The sequence below is a fragment of the Candidatus Hydrogenedentota bacterium genome (assembly GCA_012730045.1).
Lineage (GTDB): Bacteria > Hydrogenedentota > Hydrogenedentia > Hydrogenedentales > CAITNO01 > JAAYBR01.
Genome location: JAAYBR010000026.1, coordinates 1 through 24,973, shown reverse-complemented (window position 1 = coordinate 24,973; position 24,973 = coordinate 1). Strand labels below are relative to the sequence as shown.

General features: G+C 71.7%; 13 protein-coding genes. 8 read left to right on the top strand and 5 right to left on the bottom strand.

Annotated features, from left to right (window positions below):
• Position 1 precedes the first annotated feature (1 nt).
• The 4 genes from GXY15_02270 (at position 2) to GXY15_02255 (ending at position 7,208) form a co-directional block, all read left to right on the top strand.
• On the top strand, positions 2 to 2,278 hold the full coding sequence (locus GXY15_02270; protein NLV40038.1) for a hypothetical protein: 2,277 nt from the start codon (positions 2 to 4) through the stop codon (positions 2,276 to 2,278).
• Positions 2,279 to 2,549: 271 nt separating this feature from the next.
• Positions 2,550 to 5,024 carry a hypothetical protein gene (locus GXY15_02265; protein NLV40037.1) on the top strand — a complete coding sequence of 825 codons (2,475 nt, stop codon included), beginning with the start codon at positions 2,550 to 2,552 and terminating at the stop codon, positions 5,022 to 5,024.
• Positions 5,021 to 5,563, top strand: a complete 543-nt coding sequence (gene grpE / locus GXY15_02260; GenBank protein ID NLV40036.1) for a nucleotide exchange factor GrpE — start codon at positions 5,021 to 5,023, stop codon at positions 5,561 to 5,563. Before GXY15_02265 ends, grpE begins: the two co-directional genes overlap by 4 nt.
• 13 nt (positions 5,564 to 5,576) lie before the next feature.
• Positions 5,577 to 7,208, top strand: a complete 1,632-nt coding sequence (locus GXY15_02255) for an Hsp70 family protein (GenBank protein ID NLV40035.1) — start codon at positions 5,577 to 5,579, stop codon at positions 7,206 to 7,208.
• A 9-nt stretch (positions 7,209 to 7,217) separates the two neighbouring features.
• On the opposite strand, the gene GXY15_02250 is transcribed toward GXY15_02255, so the two are convergent.
• Positions 7,218 to 9,995: a GNAT family N-acetyltransferase gene (locus tag GXY15_02250; protein ID NLV40034.1), complete on the bottom strand. Its 2,778-nt coding sequence runs from the start codon at positions 9,993 to 9,995 to the stop codon at positions 7,218 to 7,220.
• 251 nt (positions 9,996 to 10,246) lie between these two features.
• Between GXY15_02250 and GXY15_02245 the strand changes: the two genes are divergently transcribed.
• Positions 10,247 to 12,463, top strand: a complete 2,217-nt coding sequence (locus GXY15_02245) for a hypothetical protein (protein ID NLV40033.1) — start codon at positions 10,247 to 10,249, stop codon at positions 12,461 to 12,463.
• An 11-nt stretch (positions 12,464 to 12,474) separates the two neighbouring features.
• On the opposite strand, the gene GXY15_02240 is transcribed toward GXY15_02245, so the two are convergent.
• A complete protein-coding gene (locus GXY15_02240) occupies positions 12,475 to 12,921 on the bottom strand; it encodes a YaiI/YqxD family protein (GenBank protein ID NLV40032.1) in 447 nt (148 codons plus the stop codon).
• A 364-nt stretch (positions 12,922 to 13,285) separates the two neighbouring features.
• Between GXY15_02240 and mutS the strand changes: the two genes are divergently transcribed.
• From mutS to GXY15_02225, 3 genes are all read left to right on the top strand, one after another.
• Entirely contained in the window at positions 13,286 to 15,937 is a 2,652-nt protein-coding gene (gene mutS / locus GXY15_02235; protein ID NLV40031.1) for a DNA mismatch repair protein MutS, read from the top strand.
• A gap of 329 nt (positions 15,938 to 16,266) precedes the next feature.
• Positions 16,267 to 19,752: a sulfatase-like hydrolase/transferase gene (locus tag GXY15_02230; GenBank protein ID NLV40030.1), complete on the top strand. Its 3,486-nt coding sequence runs from the start codon at positions 16,267 to 16,269 to the stop codon at positions 19,750 to 19,752.
• Between the two features lie 188 nt (positions 19,753 to 19,940).
• Entirely contained in the window at positions 19,941 to 21,404 is a 1,464-nt protein-coding gene (locus GXY15_02225) for an alkaline phosphatase (GenBank protein ID NLV40029.1), read from the top strand.
• A gap of 66 nt (positions 21,405 to 21,470) precedes the next feature.
• Here GXY15_02225 and GXY15_02220 read toward each other — a convergent pair whose 3' ends face one another.
• The 3 genes from GXY15_02220 to GXY15_02210 are packed head-to-tail and all read right to left on the bottom strand — an operon-like array spanning position 21,471 to position 24,644.
• Entirely contained in the window at positions 21,471 to 23,522 is a 2,052-nt protein-coding gene (locus GXY15_02220) for a CHASE2 domain-containing protein (GenBank protein NLV40028.1), read from the bottom strand.
• A 31-nt stretch (positions 23,523 to 23,553) separates the two neighbouring features.
• The gene (locus GXY15_02215) at positions 23,554 to 24,159 is read right to left on the bottom strand and encodes an OmpA family protein (GenBank protein ID NLV40027.1); all 606 of its coding nucleotides are present in this window, start codon (positions 24,157 to 24,159) and stop codon (positions 23,554 to 23,556) included.
• A 5-nt stretch (positions 24,160 to 24,164) separates the two neighbouring features.
• Positions 24,165 to 24,644: a hypothetical protein gene (locus tag GXY15_02210; protein NLV40026.1), complete on the bottom strand. Its 480-nt coding sequence runs from the start codon at positions 24,642 to 24,644 to the stop codon at positions 24,165 to 24,167.
• Positions 24,645 to 24,973 lie beyond the last annotated feature (329 nt).

Genomic DNA, 24,973 nt, shown 5'->3' with positions numbered 1-24,973 from the left:
CATGGAGCGGTACGGAATGCTGGCGGCGGCGCTGCTGTGCGCGGCGGCGGGGGCGGGGGCGGAACCCCTCGCAATAGACGCGGCGACGGGGGTGTTCTCGGTGGACGGCGAACCGGTGGCGCGCGCGGCCTGGCCCGCGCCGGAGGCGCTGGGCGCGCCGGCGGTGGAAGTGTCCGACGTGGTGGATGGCGCGTGGCGGCACGTGCGCCTGACCTGGGCGCCGGACCGCGAAACGCCGCTGGACGAGCTGTCGGTGCCGGTGGAGGCGCTTTTCGGCCCGGACTTCTGGTGGACGCCCCACCTCTCGCCGCGCGACGGCGACTGCGCCGCGCAGCATGTGTTCCGGTCGCCCGCGCTGATCGCCGCGAAGGGCGGGCGCGTGCTGACCCTCATTCCCGACCTCGACCTGTGCGGCAAGACGCCGGGCGCCCCGTGGTTCCTCGACCTCGACGCGCCCCGCCGCACGCTCACCGTGGGCATGTCGCTTACGAACATCTACACCCATGTGCTCTACGAGAAGAAGCCCGGCATGGTGCTGGGGCCGGGCACGGTGCAATTGGGCTTCTATGCGGCCCTCCGCGACGCGCCGGAGGACCCGGTGAACCCCTGGCACGACGCGGCGCGCTTCCTCTGGCGGCGCCACGGCCACCCGCTGTTTGAAAAGGGCGAGCCGCTGACGGTGCCCATGGACGCCTATGTCCGCCACACCTACGCGTGGGCCTTCGACACGTGGAAGGACGCCGTGTGGCAGGAGTTCGACCTCGACGGCCGCCGCGTGGGCGCGCCCGCCTTCATCGTCAACGTCACCCAGTCGCCCAACCATCCCGGCCCCGTGGACATGCGCGAGTTCCTCTCCATCTGGAACCAGGCATGGTTCTCCTCCCTGCGCGGGGCGTCCGGCGTGCTGCGCTTCGCGCGCCGCACCAACGACGCGGCGCTCGCGGAAAAGGCGAACCTGACCAAGGAACTCGCCCTCGCCGCGCCCAGGACCGACGGCCTCTTCCCCGGCGTCTACGGCACGGAGATGGAGAAGGTGGAGGTTGACGGGAAGAAGGTGAACCGGTCGAAGGGCTGGGCGACGGGCCGCTGGATGAACTCCAACCGCGTGCCCTGGGAGCGCGGCGTGACGGACCAGTGGTTCCACGTCCTCGACGCGAGCTGGACCTGCCTGCTCATGCTGCGCTGGCACGGGGAGCTGGACCCCGACCCCCGGCTGCTGGACCACGCCCGCGCCTACGGCGACCGCCTGCTGACCCTCCAGGACGACAGGGGGTATTTCCCCGCGTGGCTGCATCCGGAGACGCAGAAGCCCCATGACATCCTGCGCGACTCGCCGGAGAACAGCATGAGCGCCACCTTCCTGCTGAAACTCGCCGACGTGACCGGCAAGGCGAAGTACCGCGACGCCGCGCTCCGCGCGCTCGACGCCCTCCTCGCCGACGCCGTGCCCCAGGGCCGCTGGGAGGACTTCGAGACCTTCTGGTCCTGCTGCGGCTGGGGCCGCGACGAGTTCGTCGGGAAGAAGATCCCCCGCAACGCCCTGCACAAGCAGTGCAGCTTCTCCATGTTCTGGACCGCCGAGGCGCTGCTCGCGGCCCACCGCGCCACGGGGGACCCGCGCTGGCTCGCGTGGGGGCGGCGCACCCTGGACGAGCTGTCCATGCTCCAGCAGACGTGGCAGCCGCCGTTCATCCACATCCCCGCGCTGGGCGGCTTCGGCGTCATGAACTGCGACGGCGAGTGGAACGACTCGCGCCAGTGCCTCTTCGCCGAGCTGTTCCTCGACTACTACCGCGCCACCGGCGAGGCGGAGCTTTTCGAGCGGGGCGTCGCCGCGCTCAAGTCCTCCTTCGTCATGATGTACTGCCCGGAAAACCCCCGGGCGAAGCGGCTGTGGGAGAAGGTGTGGCCCTTCTTCGGCCCGGCGGACCACGGCTTCACCATGGAGAACTACGGCCACGGCGGCGCGGCGGGCGGCGACGGCGAGGGCATCGGCGAGTTCACCATCTACGACTGGGGCAACGGCGCCGCCGCCGAGGCCCGCAACCGCATCCGCGACCACTACGGCGACGTGTACCTCGACCCCGCGCGCGGCCTGGGCTTCGGCGTGGACAGCGTCCGCGTGACCCCGGCCGCGGACGGCGGCTTCGCGCTGGAAAACCTCTCCGGCGCCCCGCGCGACGTGCTCATCGTCCGCGCCGACGGCCCCCGCGGGGAGCTGCGGCTGGAAACCGTCCGCACCGTGCCCGGCGCCCGCCCCGCCCCGCCGGGGGGCTGACGGCATGCGGGGGCTTGCCGGGACGCTGCGCCAGGCGGATGTTTACGAAACCATGCGGCCCGGGGGGGACTGCTCTTCGGTCCGCGTGGCGCACCCCTTTCCAGAACCGCGCACATTCCGCGGTCATCCCGCGCTTCCCCTCCCCCCCCCAACCCCCAGAGCCTCCCCCGGGCTGGACGCGCCGGATGGACACCCGCCCCAAAAACGGGCATAATGGTATGCGGCCCTGCAGGCGCGTCCCGTGGAAGAACCTTAGGGAGGCTGTTCCGGCATGCGCGAGGAAGAAGTCAGGCAGTGCGAGCGCCAACTGCAGAGCACCGTCCCCGTGCTTGGGACGGCACTGCAGCGCAAGGCCTGCCGGCGGCTCGCGGAGGACGCCGGCCCCGAAACGGTCCCGGTCCTGTGCGCCGCCATGAACCATCCGGACGCGACGGTGCGGGACACCGCGCGCCGCGCGATCCACTCGCTCAAGAACCCCGACTCGGTGGACGCCCTCTGCGCCCTCTGGTGGAAGACGCGCGACCCGGCGCTGGAGGAGGTTGTCGCCGGGGGGCAGGTGGCGCGCCGCCCGCTGGAGGTGCGTCTGGCCTCGGCGCTGCGGGCCGGGCTCGGCGGCTGGGTGGTGGAGGGGGAGCAGGCGGTGCGCATTCTCGCCGGGTTTCTGGACAGCCCGGACGCGGCCTGGGCGCGTCAGGCAAGGACCATGTTCATGTCCCTGACCAGCCCGGTGGCGGTGGACGCCCTGTGCGGGGTCTGGGCCGAAACCCGCGATCCGCGGCTCGGCGAGTACATCGCCCGGTCGAACTACATCGCCCGCAAGCCGCTGCCCGTCCGCGTCCTCTCCGCGCTCCTGGCGAAGGCGCCCGACGCCTGCGTCACCGACGAGGCCGGGGTCGCGGCGCTTCTGGACATCCTGCGCGGGGACGACCCGGAAATGGCGGCGCGCGCGCGGGAGGCCGTCGCGGCGCTGCGCCAGCCTGCGGCGGTGGACGCCCTGTGCGCGGTCTGGGCCGAAACCCGGGACCCGGAACTCGGCGCGGTGCTGCGGGCGCGGTCCATGACGGCGCGGGCGCCCCTGGAACTCCGCGTGCTCACCGCCGTGTGGGCGGGGCGGACCGACGGCCTCGCGGCCACCCCCGAGGACGCGCGCGTCCTGGCCTGTCTGCTGGACGACCCCGATCCGGACGTGCGCGCGGGGGCGGAAAAGGCCCTGGGCCGGCCCGCGCGGCAGGAGGCCGCCGACGCCCTGTGCGCCCTGTGGGCCCGGACGGAAGACCCCCGCCTCGGCGGCATCATCGCCGGCGCGCGCATCGTGGCCTCGGCGCCCCCCCTCCTCCGCGTGCGCTCCGCGTTCCAGGCGGGCCGCGAGCGGGAGATTCTGGACGAGCCCGAGGCCGCCGGGATCCTGATTACCATCGCCGGGGGGGCGGACGCGGAGGAGGCCCGGCGCGCCGCCGGCTGCCTGCGCCTGCTCCAGGCGCAGGAGGCCGTCAACCTGCTGTGCCGGCGCTGGGCCGAAACCCGCCACCCGGTCCTGGGCGAGCTCATGGAGCAGGGAAACTTCGTCGCCGACGCGCCCCCGGAACTGCACTTCCTGTCCGCCCTGAAGACCGGCGTCTCCACCCGCCTCGCCGAGATGCCCGGCGGCGTCGAACTGCTGGCCGGGGCCCTGTCCGACCCGGACCCCGTGGTCGCCCGCCGCGCGGACACGCTGCTCTCGTCGCTGGAGCGGCCGGAGAACCGCGACGCCCTGTGCGCCCTGGCCGTGGAGGACCCGTCGGGCGCGGCCGCGGCCCTCTGCCTGCGCGAGGGGTACCGGCCGGCGGACCCGGAGGACTGCTGCCTCTACCTCTTCGTGACGCGCCAGTTTGACGCGTATTTTGCCGAGGACTACGAGTTTCAAAACCTGCGCCAGGCCTACGACCGCGCCGCCGAGCCCGTGCGCGCCCTCGTGCGCGCCCTGGTGAACTCCGGAGACCTGCGCTGCATGGGCTTCTTCGGCGCGCGCAAGCGCCTGCCCGACTGCACGGACCAGGAAATCCGCATCGCCCTCGACTCCGCCGTGCGCCACGGCGACTGGCCCCGCATTTTCCAGGCCCTGCTGGAACTCCCCCTGGACTTCACCCTTCCCCTGATGGGGGGGCTCGCGGAATCGGGCTGGCGGCCGGCGGACCCGGACCGCGCCGCCCTGTTTGACCGCATCACCCGCGACACGGGCGGGGCCGGCGCCGACGCCTCCGGCGGCCCCCTCGCCGCCTGGCTGGCCGACGGCGCGGGGCCGGAACTGGCGGCCGTTCCCGCGGAGGAGCTGCTGCGGCGGCTCCACGAAGCCGACCCGCCCGAGGCCGTCCGCCTGGCCGCCGCGCTGGCCGCCCGCGGCGCGGAGGGGGCCGCTGACGCCGTGGCCGCGCACCCCCACTGGCTGGTGCGCCTGGCGGGTTATGTGGCCGGACTCACGCCCCTCGACCCCGGCGCGCCGCCCCCGCACGAGCCCGTCCTCTTCTCCCGCATGCTGCTCGGCGCGCGTCACCTGATGGAGTTCTGGCCCGCCCACGCCACCCCGGCCGACCTGGACATCCTGCGCCGCGCCCCCGCCGAGGCGCGCCTCGGCGCGGCGGGCCGGGTCCGGAGAATCCTGGAAGCCCTGCTGACCTTCCGCATCACCGCCGGCTCCTTCGATCTGGTGCTGATCAAGGACGGTGAATTTGCGCCCCCCCGGGGCGCGAAAGGGGAGACCGCCCCATGATCGTGCCCTACTGGTTGAGGCGTCTGCTGGACCGCGCGGGTCTGTGGAACACCCCGCCCCCGCCCCCGCCGGACTTCCAATCCGAGCTGCTGGACCGCACCGCGCGCATGGCCGACTTCGCCATGGAGCTGCAGGACCGGGAACGCCGCATGCACACCATGCGCGGGGAGTACGCCCGCCTCGAGTCCGAGCGCACCCGCCAGGTCTCCGAAGCCGCCGAACGCGAGCGCGACCGCCTCTTCGCCCGCCTCGCCCCGCCCCTGGCCAACCTCGACATGCTCATGGACCTGGCCGCTGCCGGGCGGCCCGCCTCCCCGGAGGACGTGCGGACGGTCCATGAGCAGCTCCGCAACGAACTGGAACGCCAGGGGCTCCAGCGGATCGGCGCCGCCGGCGCCGAGACGGCCTACGACGACACGGCGCACGAGTCCATGGACGGGTCGCCCATTCCCTGCGGCGCGCCCGTGGTCGTCCGCGTTCCCGGATACCGCACCCACGGCAGGACCCTGCTGAAGGCCGTGGTGTCGCGAAAACCCTGAAAGGAGACGCCCCATGGCCCTCGCCGCGGTGGATTTTGGAACCTGCAACACCCTCCTCGCGCGGGTGAACGAGAGCAGCGGGCAGACGGAGACCGTCGCCCTGCCGGGGATCACCGTGCCCGTCGTCTACCGCGCCTCCGCCGACGCGCCGGAACTCACGGTGCATGTCGTGCCCTCCCTCATCCACTACGGCGCGGAGGAAACCCTGATCGGCGCCCAGGTGCTCGCGCGCGGCCTCCTCGACCACCCGGACACCTTCCGCTGGATGAAGCGCGCCGTCGCCGGACGCAACACCGACCGCCGCAAGACCCCCCAGGGCCACAAGGGGTACGTGGACGCCTCGTCCGACTTCCTGCTGCTCGCCCTGCGCTACGCAGGCGAGGCCCTCCCGCTGGACTCGGGGGAGGTCACCTTCACCGCGCCGGTGGAGTCTTTCGAGGACTTCGAGGACTGGCTCCGCGAGACGGCCGCGCGCGCCGGCGCCGGGCGCTGCCGGCTGCTCGACGAGGCCTCCGCCAGCGTGTTCGGCTATGAGGGCCTGCCCGGCGCGGGCGAGGCCTTCATGGTCGTGGACTTCGGCGGCGGCACCCTCGACGTCTCCGTGGTGCGCATGGACCCCTCCTCCGCCACGGAGAAGAAGGCGGTCCAGCTCGGCCGGGCGGGCGAAAACCTCGGCGGCATGGACGTGGACCACTGGATCGCCGACGACTTCCGCGCGCGGCACGGCCTCGACGCCGCCGCGCTGCGCGCCATGGAGCCCATGCTCCTGCGCCTGGCCGAGCAGTGCAAGATCGCCCTGTCGAACCCCGACATCGCCGAGGAGCCCCTCACCCTGGTCAACGACCTCGGCCCCGCCCCCGTGGTCCACCGCACCGTCTACGCCCGCGACTGCGACGCCTGCCGCGATGGCGGACGCGGCGGCCATCCCGGCCGGGACCGCGCCTGCCTTGGCTGCCTCCTTGATGCGGGCGGGTTCGCCGCCGTCCTCGACGCGACCCTCACCCGCGCCCTGGAGAACGCCCGCGCGGCGAACGGGGGCGCGGACGTGGAGCTGAAGCGCGTCCTGGTCACCGGCGGCACGAGCCTCATCCCCGCCCTGCGCCGCTTCCTGCGCGCCCGCTTCGGCGACCGCGTCTTCTTCGACCGGCCCTTCGACACCGTCGCCCGCGGCGCCTGCGCCGCCGTGGTCATCCCCCTGCTCCAGCACGACTACGCCATCGAGAGCTACAACCCGGCACATGACGCCTACGAGTTTCAGCCCCTCCTCCCGCACGGCACAGGATACCCCACCCCCCCCGACACCGTGCGCCTGTGGGGCCGCGGCGCCTACGACGGCCAGACCCGCGTCGGCCTGCGCATCTTCGAGGTCTCCCGGATGCGCCGCCGCGCCGCCGCCGTCTCCCTCTCCCGCCCCGGCGCCGCCGCCGCGGACGAGACCCGCGTCGCCACGGAAAACGTCTTCATCTGCCTCAACCGGGACAACCCCACCTTCATCGAGGCCGACCCCCCCATTGACACGGGCCGAGACGCCCAGCGTTTCCTCTGCGCCTTCCAGGTGGACGGCCAGCGCCGCCTCCTCGTCACCGTCACCGACCGCCTCCGCGGCGTCCCTCTCCTGCGCGACCACCCCGTTGTCCGCCTATAAGGCCCGCAGTCACAGGTCGAGCGTGGCGATGACATCGTCCCCGGCGGGCTTGAGGAGATGGAAGCCGACCTTGCGGCAGAGCCGCTGCATGGGGGTGTTCTCCGAATGGATGACGCCGGTGATCCGCATGATGCCCTCGCTGCGCGCCGCGTCCACCAGGTGGCGGAGCATGGCCTCGCCGAGGCCGCGGCCCTGCGCGCTGTCGCTGACAACGACGGCGAAGTCGGCCTCGCGGTCGCCGTGCAGCTTGACGAGGCGGCTGATGGCGAGGATGCGGGGCGTGTCGCCGCCCGTGACCGCCGCCATGCCGAGCTGGCGGTCGTAGTCAATGAAGCAGAGGCGGCTGAGGCGCTCATGCTGGATGCGCTGGTCGAGGGAGAGCAGGCGCAGGTAGCGGAAGTAGACCGTGTCGCTGGAGAGGCCGCGGTGAAAGTCCACCATGAGCGTCTCGTCCTCCGGGCGGACCGGACGGAGCGTCACGGGGGCGCCGTCGCGCAGGGCCGCGGCGCGGGTGTACTGCGCGGGGTAGGGGCGGATGGCCGGGCGCGGCAGGGCGGCGTCGGGCACCTCCGCGTCGTGCAGCACGATCCGCACGTCCTCCGCCTGGATCTTGTCCGCCCCGGCGAAGAGCGGGTTGATCCCGATCTCGCGGATGCGCGGCTGCTCGATCATGAGGTCGCCCAGGCGGACCAGCAGCCCCTCGAGCCGGTCCAGGTCCACCGCCACGCCGCCGGGGGCGTCCCGCAGGGCGCGGCCCGTGTGCGAGCGCTCGATGACACGGCGGGCCAGGGTCGTGGTGAGCGGCGTCAGGCCGATGCCGCGGTCGCGCAGCACATGGGCATGGGCGCCCCCCGCGCCAAACTCGACGCACGGGCCGAACTGGGGGTCTATGAAGGCGCCCAGCAGCAGCTCGTAGCCCTGGTCGCGCACGGACGGGCGCACCACCACCCCCGCATCGCCTCCCGCCGCCGCCGCGAGGACGCCGAAGGCCCGCCGCACCTCCTCCTCCGAGACCAGGGCCTGCAAATGCGGGGGGCCGCCGAGGCCGCAGACCGCGGGGGCGGCGTTCGCCTGCACCGTCACGGGGAAACCCAGGGCGCGCGCGTGGGCCGCCGCCTCGTCCGCCGTGCGCGCCAGCGGCGCCGGGGCCACGGGAAAGGCGTAGGCCGCGAGCACCGCGCGGGCCTCGGTCTCCGTGAGGACGACCCGGCCCCCGGCCAGCGCGGCGTCCACCACGGCCCGCGCCGTGGCGCGGCCCGCCTCGGTTTCCGGGGGCAGGGACTGCGGGGTCTCGTAGAGGGCGCGCAGGACATAGCTGTAGCGCCACATGGCCGCGAAGACGCGCGCCGCCGTGTCCGGGTAGGGGAAGGCGGGGATGCCGTGCTCGTTGAGGATGCGCACGCCCTGGGCGACGGCGTCGCCGCCCATCCAGCTCGCCAGCAGGGGCTTGCCGTGGTCCCGGTCCAGGCGGGCGAGGGCCTCCGCCGTGCCCGTGGGGTCCGTGGTTGTCTGCGGCGCGAGCAGCACCAGGACGCCGTCGGTCTCGGGCGCGCGCGCCAGCGCCGCCACGGCGTCCGCGTAGCGCTCCGAGTCGGCGTCCGCCACCACGTCCACGGGGTTCGCATGGTTCCAGTAGGGGGGCAGCACCCCGTTGAGCGCCTCCAGCGTGGCCGGCGAGAGGGCCGCGGGCGCGCCCCCCTCCCGCGCCAGCGCGTCCGTCGCCAGGATGTTCGGCCCCGCCGCGTTGCCGACGATGGCCAGCCGCGGCCCGCGGGGGCGCGGCTGCTTTCCCAGCACGTCGGCCAGGGAGAACAGCGTCTCCACGTCGTCCACCCGCAGCACGCCGCAGCGCATGAGGGCGGCGGAGAGCACCGCGTCGTCCCCCGTGTCGGCGGAGGTGTAGGCGGAATGGCGGGCGGCGCGGGCGCCCTCGGGCGTCTGGCCGGCCTTCATGACGATGATGGGCTTGACCAGGGCCACCTCGCGCGCCGCGGACAGGAAGGACCGCGCGTCGCCCACGGACTCCATGTAGATGACAATGCTTTTGGTCTTCGGGTCGTTGCCGAGGTAGTAGATGAGGTCGCCCCAGCCCACGTCCACCATGGCGCCGAAGGAGGCGAACACGCTGAACCCGGTCCGCACCCGGAAACTCCAGTCCAGCACGGACGCGCAGATGGCCCCGCTCTGGCTGATGAAGCCCACCGACCCCCGCAGCGCCGTCTCGGAGGAGTAGGCCGCGTTCAGCCCGAGGATCGGGTTCATGAGCCCCAGGCTGTTCGGACCGATCACCCGGATGCCCCCCGCCCGCACCCGCGCCCGGATTTCCCCCTCCAGCGCGCGGCCCCGCTCCCCCGTCTCCGTGAAGCCCGCCGAGATGATGACGGCGGCGGGAACCCCCGCCGCGATGCAGTCGTCCAGCACCGCGGGCACCGTCGGCGCCGGGGTGACAATGACCGCCAGGTCCACCGGAAACCCGATGTCGGACACCCGGCCGTGGGCGCGCAGGCCGAAGACCTGCCGCCGCGCATGGTTTACCGCGTGGACCGCGCCCCCGAAACGGCTGTCCAGAATGTTGCGGAACACCTTGCGGCCCACGGTGCCCGGGCGCTCCGAAGCCCCCACCACGGCGATCGAGCGCGGCTTGAAAAAGGCGTCCAGGAAAGGACGGCGCGGGGCCGTCTCATCCCCGTCCGGCCGTGTGTTCCCGGCGTCGTCCATCGCCCTGGAAAACCCCCGCATGGTTCGCGGCCCCCCTACGGGGCCGACACGCCGATTGTAGCACAGCATGCCCCGCGCCCCGGCACGGACCGACACGGACAGACACGGACGCGCACGGACAGGACAAAGACGCCGAGGACAGACGCGCCCTGTCCGTGTCCGTCCGTGTTTCGTCCGTGCCGGTCCGTGTCTTCCGCCCGGCATCCGGCGCGGGGATTTGGGGTATACTTTTGGCCGCGCAGTCCGCGCCCAGGAAGAAATCCGGGGGAGCCCGGCGTTACCCCGGGAGTCCCCTCCGAACAACCCATGAGGATAACCCCATGAACCAGTTTCCGAAGCGCTTGGCGTGGTGTGCGGCCGCGGCCCTGACGGCTTTTTTCCTGGCGGTGGCCGCCGTCCCCCCGGCCCATGCCGCCCCGAAGAAGGCCGCGAAAAAGGCCCCCGAACCGGCCAAGCCCGAGCGCGCCCCCTGGAATCTGCGGTCCCGATACACCATCACCGTGGGCGACCTGAGCCTGGACTACTCGGAAGCGGACGGGGAATGGCGCATCCGCCGGGTGCAGGAGCAGGAGGACCTGCTGAACCCGTCGCTGCTGGTGCGCGAGGCGGGCTTCTTCATCGAGCTGGCCGACGGCCGCGTGCTGAAGCACGACGAGCTGGGCCTGCGCGGCCCCGCCGTCTGCAGCCGCGACAAGTTCTCCTCGGAGCTGCTGGGGCCGGGCACAGTGTACAAAGTGAACTTCGCCCCGGCCGACGGCCTCATCGTGACCCACCACATGGCCTCCTATGAGCGCTGGCCCTTTGTCACCATGACCGTGACGCTGCACAACAGCACGGAGGCCCCCGTGACGGTGAAGCGCATTGTGACCGCCGCCCTGAACGCGGGCAGCATGTCCGGATTCTCCCCGTCCGTCGAGACGGCCGGCCGCGCCCTCCGGGTCACCGGCGGCTTCCCGCTGTACGACAGGGACGCCAAGCCCACGCGCATGGTCTTCCACGACACGGCGTCGGGCCTGGACCTGACCGTCGGTGTGGTGCCGAACGGCCGCAGCGCGGCCGGGGTGGAGCTGGCGCCCGGCGGCGGCACCTGGCAGGGCTTCGTCACGGCGGATTACGCCCCCGGGCATGTCGTGGCCCCGGGCGAGACCCTGGAGGCGGACCCGGTCTGGCTCGCCCTGGAAACGGACCCCGTGAAGATGGAGCGCCTGTACAGCCAGTCCCTGCACGCGGCCGGGTTCCCCCTGGCCGCCGAGGGCAGCCCGCGCGCCTGGGCCGCCGTGCCCGACACGGAGGGCTTTGACGCCCTCAAGAAAGCCGCCACCGACGCCATGGCCCTCGGCGTCATGCATGCCCTGGTCCCCGCCGGATGGGAGGCCCGCCCCGGCACCCGCGAGGGCGGCGCGCCCCGCTGGCCCAGGGACATGGCGAAGGTGGCCAAGGAGCTGCGCAGCCTCGGCTGCACCCCCGGCGTCACCCTGGACCCCCTCGCCGTGCAGGGCGGCGGCGACGCCTGGACCGTAAAGTCCGCCGACGGGCAGACCTGGGTGAACCCCGTCCACCCCGAGGGCGCGGAATACGCCCGCAAACAGGCCGCCGTCCTGGTGGAGAAGGGTTTCGGCTTCCTCGTTGTCGAGCCGTCCCGCATTCCGGACGAGGCGCTCGCCGCCTTCGGCGTCAGCCGTGTCGAGGCCGACTGGCGCGCCCTGGGCGCTGTCTGCGCCGCCGCCGCCCAGGGCGGCCGCCCGCTGCCCGTCTTCCCCGCCGCCGAGACCACCCTCGACGCCACCCGCGACGCCTGGCTGGAGGCCTCCGCCGTCCTCGGGCGCGCCGTGGACTACCGCCTCAACGCCGGCCCGGTCCGGTTCAACGTCGCCGGCCTCTCCCGCCTCGACCCCGAGGTGGAGACCGCCATCCGCCTGTGGCGCGGGCCCGTGGAGCTCCTGGGCGACCCCGCCCCCGGCGCCGGGTCCGCCCTGACGCGCGCCCTCTCCTCCGACGTGCTCTACGCCTCCCCGCAGGACACGGACAACACGGCGCCGCTCCTGTGGGTGTCCCGCATCTACGCGGCCACCGTGGGCAGCCTGGGCGCCGTCGTCCTCGCGTTCCCCGGCGCGGAGCCCGCCCCCGTCGCCAGCCTCGAGGCCGACAATGCCGAAAACGCCCTCCTGTGGCGTCCCGAAGGCGACAAGGTTGTCACCTTCCCCGACGGCACGATTCCCCCGGTGAACGAGCTGACCACCTTCGGCCTCTGCCCCACCTTTGAGCGGCCCACGTTCATGGGCTTCGGCGAGGGGCGCTCCTTCGGCCTCGACAAGACCAAGTCCCTCGCGTGGAACGAGGAAAAGGGCATCCTCACCTTCTCGCTCACCGCCGCCCTTTCCCGGGAGACCCGGGGCTACATTGCCCTGGCGGGCGGCTGGAAGGCCAAGACCGTCAAGGCCGGCGGCGAGCGCGTCAAGGCCGAGGCCGGCGACCGCTGGCTCATCTTCACCTTCCCCGCCGGAAAGACCGCCTTCGAGGCCCAGTTCGAGAAATAGTCCGCCCCGGTTCAGCCGCCCCGGAGGGCCGCCCGGAGCATCGTGTCGAGACGGTCGAGGAACCGCGACCGGTCTTTCGGCCCAAAGGGGGCGGGGCCGCCGCTGACCAGTCCGTGCTCCCGGAGCTGGGAAAGCACCTCGCGGGTGGCCAGGGCGTCGCCGATGGAGGCCTCCGTGAACTCGCGGCCCCGCGACCCCACCACGCGCGCCCCGGCGGCCAGGCACCGCCCCGCCAGGGGGATGTCGTCCGTCACCACCACGTCGCCGGGGCCCGCGTGCGCCGCGATCCAGTCGTCCGCCTCGTCAAAGCCGTCGCCCACGCGGACCAGCTCCGCGCCCGCGGGCACCGCCATGAAGGTGTTCGCCACCACGCGCACCCCCACCCCGTGGCGCGCGGCCACGCGGCAGGTCTCGCCCTTCACGGGGCAGGCGTCGGCGTCTATGTACACCAAAGGCATGGGGCGTTCCCGGGGGTTCGACCATGCGGGGAGTGTACCCCAAGCCGCGCGGGCGGCGCGCGGGCCACAAGGGGTTTCATCACCCGGTCGTCTGCGGGCAACGCGCGCGGAGCGCGCCTTGGAGTGCGGCAGCTTGCTGCCGCCTTCGAGACCGGGGCGTTGTGACACCCCTGGGTAACCGTGTTTTTTGCGGGTGTCGCGGGGCGCCGCGCGCGGGCAAGCCCGCGCGAAGAAAGGCGTCAGCAAGCTGCCGCACTCCAAGGTGCTTCGCACGTTCTCCCCCGGAGGCCTTGGCGGCACCCCTGTCCACTCCGTCCATTCCGTCCATCCCGTCCACCCCCCGCCGCTTGCTATAATCGCGCGCATGGCCAGTGTGTGGGCGAAAGTGGAAGACCTGTCCCCGTCGGAGATCACGCCGATGGTGCGGCAGTATTTGCAGGCGAAGGCGGAATGCCCGGACTCGCTGCTGTTCTTCCGCATGGGGGACTTCTTCGAGCTGTTCTTCGAAGACGCCCTGGAGGCGGCGGAGCTGCTGGGCCTCACGCTGACCTCGCGCGACAGCGCGGACAAGGCGGCGCGCGCGCCCATGTGCGGCGTGCCGGTGCGGGCGGTGGACGCGTATGTGGCGAAGGCCATCCGCGCGGGGCGCACGGTCACGCTGTGCGACCAGATGGAGGACCCGCGCGCGGCGAAGGGCATCGTGAAGCGGGCCGTGGTCCGCACGATCACGCCGGGCACGGTGCTGGAGCCGGAACTGCTGGACGAGCGGGCGAGCAACTACCTGTGCGCGCTGTCGGCCGCGCCGGACGGCACGGCGGGGGGCGCCGCCTTTCTGGAGATCAGCACGGGCGAAACCCTGGCGGCGGAGCTGGGCCCGGGCGCGCTGCGCACGCTGCGCGACGAGCTGACGCGCATGGCCCCCCTGGAGGTGCTCCACCCGGACGACCTGGACCCGCCGCTGCTGGCGGAGCTGCGCCGGATTTTCCCCGGCATCTCGTTCACCGCGCGGCCCGCGGAGCGCTTTGACGCGGACACGGCGGGCGGGCTGGTCATGGCGGTGTTCGGCCTGGGCACGCTGAAGGGCGTGGGGCTGGACGACGCCCCGAACGCCCTGGGCTGCCTCGGCGCGGGGCTCCAGTATGTGCGCGAGACCCAGCGCGACGGCGTGCCGCGCCTTCGCCTGCCCCGGCGCTACAGCCCCTCGGGTTATGTGGTGCTGGACGAGAACACGCAGCGAAACCTGGAGCTGACGGCGACGCTGGCGGGCGGCGGGCGGCGCGGGTCGCTGCTGGGCGTGCTCGACCGCACGCTCACGAGCATGGGCGGCCGCAAGCTGCGCGCATGGATCCTGCACCCGCTGGTGGACCCCGCGGCGGTGAACCTGCGGCTGGACGCGGTGCAGGAGCTGGTGGAGGGCGTGGAGGCGCGCATGGCCCTGCGCGAGGGACTGCGCGGCATGGCCGACCTGGAGCGCCTGACCGGGCGGCTCACGTCGCGCGCGGGGAACGCGCGGGAAATGCGCGCCCTGGGCGCGTCGCTGGAGCGCCTGCCGGGGCTGCGCGCCCTGCTGGCGCGCGCGGAATGCGCCCTGCTCCGGGAACTGCTGGAGGCCCTCGACCCCTTGGACGACCTCGCGGCGCGCATTGGGGCGGCGATCGTGGACGAGCCGCCGCTGGCCATGAACGAGGGGGGCATCCTCCGCGACGGCTTCGATCCCGAGCTGGACCGCCTGCGCGGGCTCCTGCGCGGCGGCCGCGACTGGATCGCCGCGCTCCAGCAGCGCGAGCGCGAACGCACGGGCATCGCCAAACTCAAGATCGGCTACAACCGGGTCTTCGGCTACTACATCGAGGTCAGCCGGGGCCAGTCGGAGCAGACCCCGCCGGACTACCAGCGCAAGCAGACGCTGGCCAACGCTGAGCGCTACGTCACCCCCGAGCTGAAGCAGCGCGAGGAGGAGATGCTCACGGCGCAGGAGCGCGCGCAGACGCTGGAGCACGACCTCTTCGCCGCCCTGCGTGACGAGGTGTCCGCCCAGGCGCGCCGCATCCAGCAGACGGCGGACACGCTGGCGGTGCTCGACACGCTGCTCTCGCTGGCCGAGACCGCCGCCGCCCGCGACTACCGCCGCCCCGAGGTGGGCGACTTCGGCGTCCTCGAAATCCGCGAGGGGCGCCACCCCGTGGTGGAGGACCTCATGAAGTCGGGGCAGTTCGTGCCCAACGACACCCTGCTCGACCCGGACGGCGCGCGCGTGTGGATCGTGACGGGGCCGAACATGGCCGGCAAGTCCACCTACCTGCGCCAGGTCGCCCTCATCACGCTCATGGCGCAGATGGGCAGTTTCGTGCCCGCCGCCTCGGCGCGCGTCGGCGTGGTGGACCGCATCTTCACCCGCGTGGGCGCGTCGGACAACCTGGTCCGCGGCGAGAGCACCTTCATGGTCGAGATGATCGAGACCGCGGAAATCCTCAACTCGGCGACGGAGCGCAGCCTGCTGGTCCTCGACGAGATCGGCCGCGGCACCAGCACCTTCGACGGCATCAGCATCGCGTGGTCCGTCGCGGAGCACCTGCACGACCGGGTCGGCGCGAAGACCGTCTTCGCCACGCACTACCACGAGCTGACCGAGCTGGGGAACAAGCTGGAGCACGCGAAGAACGTGAACGTGGCGGTGCGCGAGTGGGGCGGGAAGGTGGTCTTCCTCTACCGCATTGAGGACGGCGGCGCGGACCACAGCTACGGCATCCATGTGGCCCAGCTCGCTGGGCTCCCGGAGGAGGTCATCGCGCGGGCGCGGAACATCCTCGAGTCTCTGGAGGCGGGCTCCCCCGCCCCCGCCGGGCTCCCCGAGCAGCTCTGGCTCTTCCAGACCCCGCAGGACGCGGGCCCCGGCCCCGTGGAGGAGGAGCTGAAGCGCGTGGACCCCGACGCCCTCTCGCCCCGCGAGGCCCAGCAGCTCCTCTACCACCTCAAGCACCTCGCCAACACCCCCCGCAAGGGCCGTGGCCGCTGAGACGCCGCGCTTTCTTGGCGGGTCCGTCCATTATGTGGAGTGCGGTGGCAGAGCGCAGCGGCGACACCGCTTTGGCCGGGGATGATCCACGCGCCCCCCCCCTCTCGGCGGCCCTTTCTCGGAACGCCAAAGCGGCGTCGTTGCCGCCGCACTCCAAAGAGAGGTGCCGCCGCGTTCCCATGGTGTCGGCGGCCCCGGCAACCCCCGCGCTTTCTTCGTTGCGAAGCGATCCCGTTCCCGCCAGCGCCCCGGCTGGACTTTTTCCACCGCGTCCCGTATGGTAGGGGGCGGTTTCTTTTGGACGGTTCCAGCGGCGCGGAGGTCTCTCCATGAACGGGCATTTTCACCGGGCGCACACGCGCCGCGAATTTCTGGAACGGGCGGCCCTGGCGGGCGCGGGCGTGCTGGCCGCGCGGGGCGCGCGGGCGGCGGACCCCGCCCCCCGGCCCAACATCGTCGTCATCATGGCGGACGACATGGGCTACTCGGACATCGCGCCCTACGGCGGCGAGATTGACACGCCGAACCTCGCCCGCCTCGCCCACGAGGGCGCCCGCTTCACGCAGTTCTACAACAACGCGAAGTGCGCCCCGACCCGGGCATCGCTCCTGACGGGGCTCTACTCGCAGCAGGCGGGCTGCACGGACACGCCGGTCGTCATGCGCAACTGCGCCACCCTGGCCGAGGTCCTGCGCGGCGCGGGCTACGCCACCTGCATGGCGGGCAAGTGGCACGCGGAGGAGCTGCCCGTCGAGCGCGGGTTTGACCGCCATTTCGGCCTGGTGGACGGCTGCTGCAACTACTTCAACCCCGGCGAACAGCGCCCCGGAGAACCGCAGCCCGTGGAGCAGAAGTACCCCCGGAAATGGGCGCGGGACACGGAGGTCATCCAGCCCTTCACGCCGGAGAACAAGGACTTCTACACCACCGACGCCTTCACGGACGCCGCGCTGGAGTACCTCGACGGCCACGCCGGAAAACCGGAGCCGTTTTTTCTTTATCTTGCCTACACGGCCCCGCACTACCCCCTCCAGGCCCCGCCGGAGGACATCGCGAAGTACCGGGGAGAATACCTGTGCGGGTGGGACGCAGTCCGCGCCGCGCGCTTCCAGCGCATGCGCGACATGGGGCTCCTCGACCCGCGCTGGGAACTCTCGCCGCGCGACCCCGAAATCCCCGCGTGGGACGACGTGGAGAACCCCGAGGCCTGGAAGGCCGCGCCCTACGCCGGAAAGAAGCTGTCCCTGGAGGACGCCGTCAACCGCGACCTGTGGGACCTGAAGATGGCGGTCTACGCCGCCATGGTGGACCGCATGGACCGCAACATCGGCCGCGTGCTGGACAAGCTGGACGCGATGGGCGCGGCGGAGAACACACTGGTCCTGTTCCTTTCGGACAACGGCGGCTGCGCCGAGCTGCGCAACGAGACGCCGGACGTCCTGCCCGGCCCCATGGACTCCTACCGTTCCGTGGATCCGCCCTGGGCCAACGCGCAGAACACGCCCTTCCGCAAGTTCAAGCGTTACGACCACGAGGGCGGCATCGCCACGCCGTGCATCGCCCGCTGGCCGGGGCACACCCCCGCAGGCGGCATTGTCCGCCAGGTGGCCCACCTCATTGACCTCATGCCCACGGCGCTGGAGCTTTCCGGCGCGGCCTACCCCGCCGAGCACCGGGGCGAACCCGTGCCCCCGCCCGAGGGCAGGAGCCTCGTGTCCACCCTGCGCGGCGGCGCGGAGACGGCGGACCGGGAGCTGTTCTGGCAGTTCGGCACGAGCCGCGCCGTGCGCAGCGGCGACTGGAAGGCGGTGCGCGAGGGGGACGCCCCCTGGGAGCTGTACGACCTCGCGGCGGACCGCACGGAGACGAAGGACCTCGCCGCGGCGCATCCCGACGTGGTGGGGCGGCTCTCCGCCGCGTGGGCGGCCTGGGCCGCCCGCGTCGCAGCGCCGCCGCAGCCCGCGAAACGCCCCAACATCCTCTGGCTGTCCTGCGAGGACACGGGCCCGCACCTCGGGTGCTACGGCGACACCGTCGCGCGCACGCCGGTGCTGGACGCCCTGGCCGCGGCGGGCTGCCGCTACACGCACTGCTACACCACCGCGCCGGTCTGCTCGCCGAACCGGTCGTCCATCATCACGGGGGTCCACGCGACGACGCTCGGCTCCCACCACATGCGCTCGGGCGGCGAGGGGAAGAAAGGCTCCGCAAGGCCCGCGCTGCCGCCGGAGGTGGAGTGCTTCCCCGCGCTCCTGCGCCGCGCGGGCTACTACTGCTGCAACAACGAGAAGGAGGACTACAACTTCGCCCGTCCGGACAACGTGTGGGATGACTCCAGCAGGCAGGCCCACTGGCGCAACCGGAAGGACGCGGGCCAGCCCTTCTTCGCCGTGTTCAACTACACGGGCACGCACGAGAGCCAAGTGGCCCGATGGGGCAAGGGGGCGGACAAGGCGGATGCGGAGGAGACGGGGACGAAGACCGACCCGGCGGCGGTGACCGTGCCGCCGTACCACGCCGACACCCCGGTGATCCGCGAGCAGTGGGCGCATTATTACGACCTCGTGGCGGGCATGGACGCGTGGGCGGGGCGCTTTCTCGCCGAGCTGGAGGCCGACGGGCTGGCGGAGGACACCCTCGTCCTCTTCTGGTCGGACCACGGCCCCGGCATGGCGCGCTGCAAGCGCCTGCTCTACGACTCGGGGCTTCATGTGCCGCTGATCCTGCGCGTGCCGGAGAAGTGGCGCGGCCTGGCCCCCGTGCAGCCGGGCAGCGTGTCCGACGAGCTGGTCAGCTCGGTGGACTTCGCGCCCACCACGCTGCGGCTGGCCGGGGTGCCCCTGCCCGCCCATTTGCAGGGCCGCCCCTTCGCCGGGCCGGACCTGCCGCCGCCGCGCGAGCACGTCCACGCGGGCCGCGACCGCATGGACGAGCGCCACGACATGATGCGCGCCGTGCATGACGGGCGGTACAAGTACATCCGCAACTACGAGCCGTGGAAGCCCCGCGACCAATTCATGAACAGCGCGGAGCTTGGCCCGGTCAAGCAGGAGCTGAACCGCCTGAAGCGCGAGGGCGCCCTGCCCGAGGGGGCCGCCTGGATGACCGGCGACCGCAAGCCCGCCGAGGAGCTGTACGACACGGAGGCCGACCCGCACGAGCTGGCCAGCCTCGCGGAGGACCCCGCCCACGCCGGGACCCTCGCGCGCCTGCGCGCCGCCCACGACAAATGGGCCGCCGACAGCCGCGACCTGGGACTCCTGCCCGAGGCGGAGCTGAACCGCCTGGGCAACGTGCACGGCACGCGGTACGCGGTGCACGCCGCCCTGGCGGCGGAGGACCCCACCTTCTGGGACACCCTGCGCACCGTGGCGGCGCTGGCGGGGGCGGGCGCACCCGAGAGCGTCATGCAGCTGCTCTCCGCGGCCAAGGACAGCCCCCACCCGTCCGTGCGGTGGTGGGCCGTGACCGGGCTGGACACCCTGCCCGCCGCCCCCCGCGAAGTCCGCGCCGCCCTTCTGAAGGCCCTCGGCGACCCCTTGGCCGTGGTGCGCGTGGCTGCCGCCGCGGGCGTTGTCCGCCGCATGCCGGACGACACGGCCCCCGCGCTGGAGGTGTTGAAGGCCGCCCTCGCCGACGGCGACGAGTGGATACGCCTCCAGGCGGCCCTCGCGCTGGACGGTCTGGGCCGGCGCGCGCGGCCCGCCCTCGGCGCGCTCCGCGCCGCGGTCAACGACGGCGCGAACAAGTACGTGGCCCGCGTGGCCAACCACGCGGTGAACACCCTCACCGGCGAAACCAACGAGGTGAACTGACCATGAACACAGACCTTCGTTGCCGCCCCTTCGTTCCCCACGGCCCGGAGCCACAAGAAGGCCAACGGTCGGTGCCCCCCTGGGATCGCCAGGCTCCAGCCTGGCTCACCGGGCGGCATGCCGGCGGCGTTTTTTCACGCATAAGCAGAAGAGGCCAGGCTGGAGCCTGGCGGTCCCAGCGTGCGCGCGTGCTGTTCTCCCTGTTGTTCCCCCTGTTCGCCCTGCTGGCCTGCGCCGCCGCCTTTGCCGACGGGCCGTATCTCGCCACGGGCATCAAGATCGGCGAGGTCACCCCGGATTCCGCCATCGTCTGGGTGCGCCTCACGCGCGACGCCGAGCGCGTCGGCTCGGACCACCCGGAGCCCGTCTTCCGCTACAAAGACCCGAAGACCGGCAGGCTCCTGGAGGACGAGAAGCAGAAGCTGCGCCATTGCGCCCCCGTGGTCGAGTTCCCCAACGGGTCCACGGTGGACACCATCGCGGGCGCGGTGCCCGGCGCTCCGGGTGAGGCGCGCGTGGTTGTCACCCCCGAGGGCGGCGACGCGACGGCGACGGACTGGCTGCCCGTGGACCCGGACCGCGACTTCACGCGCGCCTTCCCCCTCGTGGGGCTGAAGCCCGCCACGAAGCACGCCCTCACGGTCGAGACGCGCGGGCCGGACGGCGCGCCGGGCCAGACGATGGACGGCGGCTTCCGCACCGCGCCGCCCGCCGACGCCCCCGCGCGGGTCCGCGCCATCATCACCACCTGCCACCGCTACCCGCGGCGCGACCTCGGCGACCAGGGCTACAAGGTGTACGCCGCCATGGCCGCCCTCGACCCGGACTTCTTCATCCACACGGGGGACATCCTCTACTACGACGAGCGCGCGAAGTCCATCGAACTCGCCCGCTGGCACTGGCAGCAGCAGTACAGCCTGCCGTCCAATGTCGCCTTCCACCGGAACATCGCGGCGTACTTCATGAAGGACGACCACGACACCTGGCAGAACGACTGCTGGCCGTCCATGAAGAACCCCTACATGGGGACCTTCACCTTTGGGCAGGGGCTCGGCGTCTTCCGCGAGCAGGTGCCCATGGGCGAGAAGACGTACCGCAGCGCCCGCTGGGGCCGCGACCTCGAGGTGTGGATGGTCGAGGGCCGCGATTTCCGCAGCCCCAACGACCTGCGCGACGGCCCCGAAAAGAGCATCTGGGGCGCCGAACAGAAGGCGTGGTTCAAGCGCACCGTCGCCGCGTCCGACGCCACCTTCCGCGTCCTCGTCAGCCCCACCCCCGTTGTCGGGCCCGACCGTGACAACAAGAACGACAACCACGCCAACGACGGCTTCGCCCACGAGGGCCGCGAGCTGCGCGCCTTCCTCGCGTCGCAGAAGAACATGATCACCTGCAACGGCGACCGCCACTGGCAGTACACGTCGAAAGACCCCGAGACCGGCCTGCGCGAGTTCTCCTGCGGCCCGGCCACCAACGAGCACGCCGGCGGCTGGCCCCCCGATGACCGCCGCCCCGAGCACCTCTACCTCAACGTGGTCGGCGGCTTTCTCTCCCTTGAGGTGGACCGCCCCGGGGGCGTGCCCACCCTCACCGCCCGTTTCCACGATGTGGACGGAAAGGTGCTCTACGAGGAGGCCTTCCCCGCGCAGTCGTAGGGTCCGGCGGGAGCGCGGGCGCGGCCTACTCGAATCTCCGCCAGGTGAACCCCCGGGGCGGGAGGGTCACAGCTCCTCAGATTCCTCGGAATCCGCGTGTTCGCTGATGATGTCCTGGAATGGCTGTTCCAGGGCCAGGAACGCGTCCACAACATCGGGGTCGAAGTGCCTGCCCCTGCCCTCGCAGATGATCTCCCGGGCCTTCTCGTGCGTCATGGGCTCCTTGTAGACCCGTTTCGCCCGGAGCGCGTCGTAGACGTCGGCCAGGGCCATCAGGCGCGCTGATAGGGGGATTTCCTCTCCGCTCAGGCCGTCGGGATACCCGGTTCCGTCCCATTTCTCATGGTGGGACCGGGCCACTTCCTTGGCAAACCGCAGGAAAGAGACGTCGTGGGAGAGCCCGGCCATCTTCTCGGCCCGTGCGAGCGTCGTATACCCGAGACGGGTGTGCCCTTTGATGATGTTGAACTCATCATCGGTCAGGCGGCCGGGTTTCAGCAGGACGCTGTCCGGTATGCCGACCTTTCCTATGTCGTGCAGCGGCGCGCTTTTGAAAAGGCTTTCGATGTTCCTCGCCGTGAGCTGGCGGCGGTACTTGGGGGTCTTGCCCAGATGCTCCGCCAGTACCCGGACAAAATGCTGGGTTCGCGTGATGTGCTGGCCGGTTTCCGGATCCCGTATTTCGGAGATGGACACAAGGCCAAGGAGGGCGCAGTTCTGCGCGAGGGACAGTTCCCGAAGATCCTCCAGAATGAGCTGTTCCTTCTGGCGAAGGCGCAGAAGCGTCAGCAGGAGACATCCGCCAAGCAGCATGCCCAGGCCGGGAACCGGGGAAAAGAAGACGCCCCCGTGTTTGAGCAGCATCCATGAGCCGGCCGTCAGCGCCACCGACATTGCGCCGGAAACCCCCGCGCCGACGGTGATGGGCGCCCAGGCCATCAGGGCGCTCACGAGGAGTCCCACAACAAGGACGATCACCGCCTGCATCCCCGTGACCCACGCCGGCTCGACGAAGAAGTCCCGGCGCAGCACGGCGTCGGCGGCAAAGGCATGGAGGTCAACCCCCGGGCAGCGCCGCAGGTTCGGCGTGGGATGCGCGTCATGCAGCCCGTCGGCGGACGAGCCGATGAAGACAATCTTGTCCTGAAGGCGTTCCCTTGGAACCCGCCCCTCCAGCAGGTCCACTGCGGAAATGTGGCGGAACCGGTCCGTTGGCAGCGCCCGGTAGGGGATCAGCAGGTTTCCCCGGAGATCCGTCGGGATGACGACGTCCCGGATGCGCAGCTCCAGGACCCCGGCCGCGGCCCATAGAATCGAGACCTGGTCCTCGTCCCATGCCGCCAGCAGCGCGGCCAATGCCAGGCCGGGGACATAGCCCTCCCGGGAACGCAGCACGAGGGGCATCCGGCGCACCCGTCCGTCACTGTCGGGCAGGCTGTTGGCTGCGGCCACAAACCGCGCCCCGGCGGCAAGTTCCGGCAAAGGACACGCGCCCCCGGCCGCCTGGGACACCGGCGGCGCCCCGTCCGTTCCCGGCAACGCCCGCAGAACGACCTTCAGGGGCGTCCCGCAGTCACCGGGCGTCGCCTGAACCCCCTCACCGAACATCAGGCTCGATCCCAGGACCGCTTTGTGCCGGGCAATCGCCGCGGCAAGGATGCGGTCATTGCCGTGAACATCGTCCGGGGCCGCGCCGGGGCCGGGGGAACGGCCGTGCTCCTCCTCGTAAAGCCTGCCGGCCGCGTCCAGGGGAAGGCGGTCCCTCTCGGAGAAGAGAAAGTCCACCGCGATGCTGCGGGCGCCCAGAGCCGCCGCCCCGTCAATGAGGGCGGCGATCCTGAAGCGGGGCCAGGGCCATTGCCCCAGCGCCGCGAGGCTGGCCTCGTCCACGTCAACAACGGCCACCTCCGGAGGGGGCAGCGCCCCCCCCACAAACCGCACCATCTCGTCATAGCCCATGTAGCCGAGCGCGCCGACGAAGGAGGGGGGGTGCAGCACGCCATAGAGGCCCAGCGCCACGAGCCCCACCCCAATGAGCATGATATGACGGGGCGCGATGACCCTGCGCCTGGACGCCCGCTTCCCGGCCGCCCGCTCGTTGCCGCGTTGAAATGACACGGAAATGCCCTGCCGTTGACCCCGGTCCCGCCTACCGTACGACCACTTCGACCCGGCGGTTCTTGGGTTCGCTCACATTGTCGGCGGTTGGAACGACGGGCTTGCTCTCGCCGTAGTACTCGATGGTGAGGTGCTCGGGGTTGATTCCCTCCTGAACGAGCGCCGCTTTCACCGCTTCGGCGCGCTCCAGACTCAGCTTCATGTTCGCCGCGTCGTCGCCCTGCCGGTCCGTGTGGCCGTTCAGGCTGATGTCGCGCGAGTCGCGTTTCCGGGACTCCTCCGCGACCTCGCCGATCACCCCCTGCGATTCGGCGTCCACCTTGCTTGACGCCGTTTCGAACTGGATGTTGAAGGCCTTTGGGGGCGCCGGCATCACCGCGAGCGCCGCGCCGAACTTGGTCTGGATCTCAGCCGGGTCGGCCTGCCTGGAGGCCGAAAACGGCGTGGCCGCGGATTCCGTGGAGACGGTTTCATCGGGCTTGTTAAGGGTCACGTCGCCGGTCTCGTTGCTTATGACCACCTCGCCCGTGTGCCCCTCGGGGTCGGGCACGAGGTAGAAATTGGTCGTGGGTGTCGTCGTGGCGCATCCCGAAACAAACACCGCGCATCCGATCACAAGAAAAGAAAGGTGTTTCATTCCGATCACCCCTTCTTCTGTTTCGCCGTTTCGGACCCGGGCACCTCCACCAGGAGCTTGGTGCCGCGAACGGCGGCCACGCCGGCGGGCGTTTCAATGCGGGCGGAGCCGGGCGCGAGTTTGGCGATCTGGCCGGAAATATACACCAGGGTGCCCTTTGCCACCCCGAGCGTCAGGCCAAAAATGCCCTCCGCCGGCTTGAACTCAAACTCCGACATCTTCAGCTCACTGGACGGGCCCAGGGACAGCGTGGTGTCGTCGCGCAGCACCATCCCAATACTGCCGCCCTCCCCGGTCCGGATCACGTCCGACGGAAACAGGCGCGCGCCTTTTTCGGCCGCGATCTCCCCGTCCCCCCGAACCACGGAAACCGGCCCCTCCACCTTCGTGATGCTGCCGATCGCCGCCGGCTGGCCCTCCCCGAAGGCGGCAAAACACCACGTCCCCACCATCAGGGCAAACACGAGACAAAAAAACCTGTTCATATTCAGTTGCTCCTCTATTAATTGCGGGCACGAAGCACCAAAAAAGGGCATCCTTTTGAATGTTACCCCGAAAAGCCGGAAATAGCAAGGGCCCTGACCGCTGGATGGAGGGCCGGCAGGCCGGGTTATGCCGCGAAAGAAGAGGGCGCAGCAAGCGGCGCCCCTACGGAGGATTCCCTAGCGTCTTCCCATATGCCCAAGGCATGCGCACGTAGGGGCGCCGCTTGCCGCGCCCCCGCAGGGGAACGGCTTGGTGTTCCCGCACGAACCGAGGACATGCGCACGTAGGGGCGCCGCTTGCCGCGCCCCCGCAGGGGAACGGCTTGGTG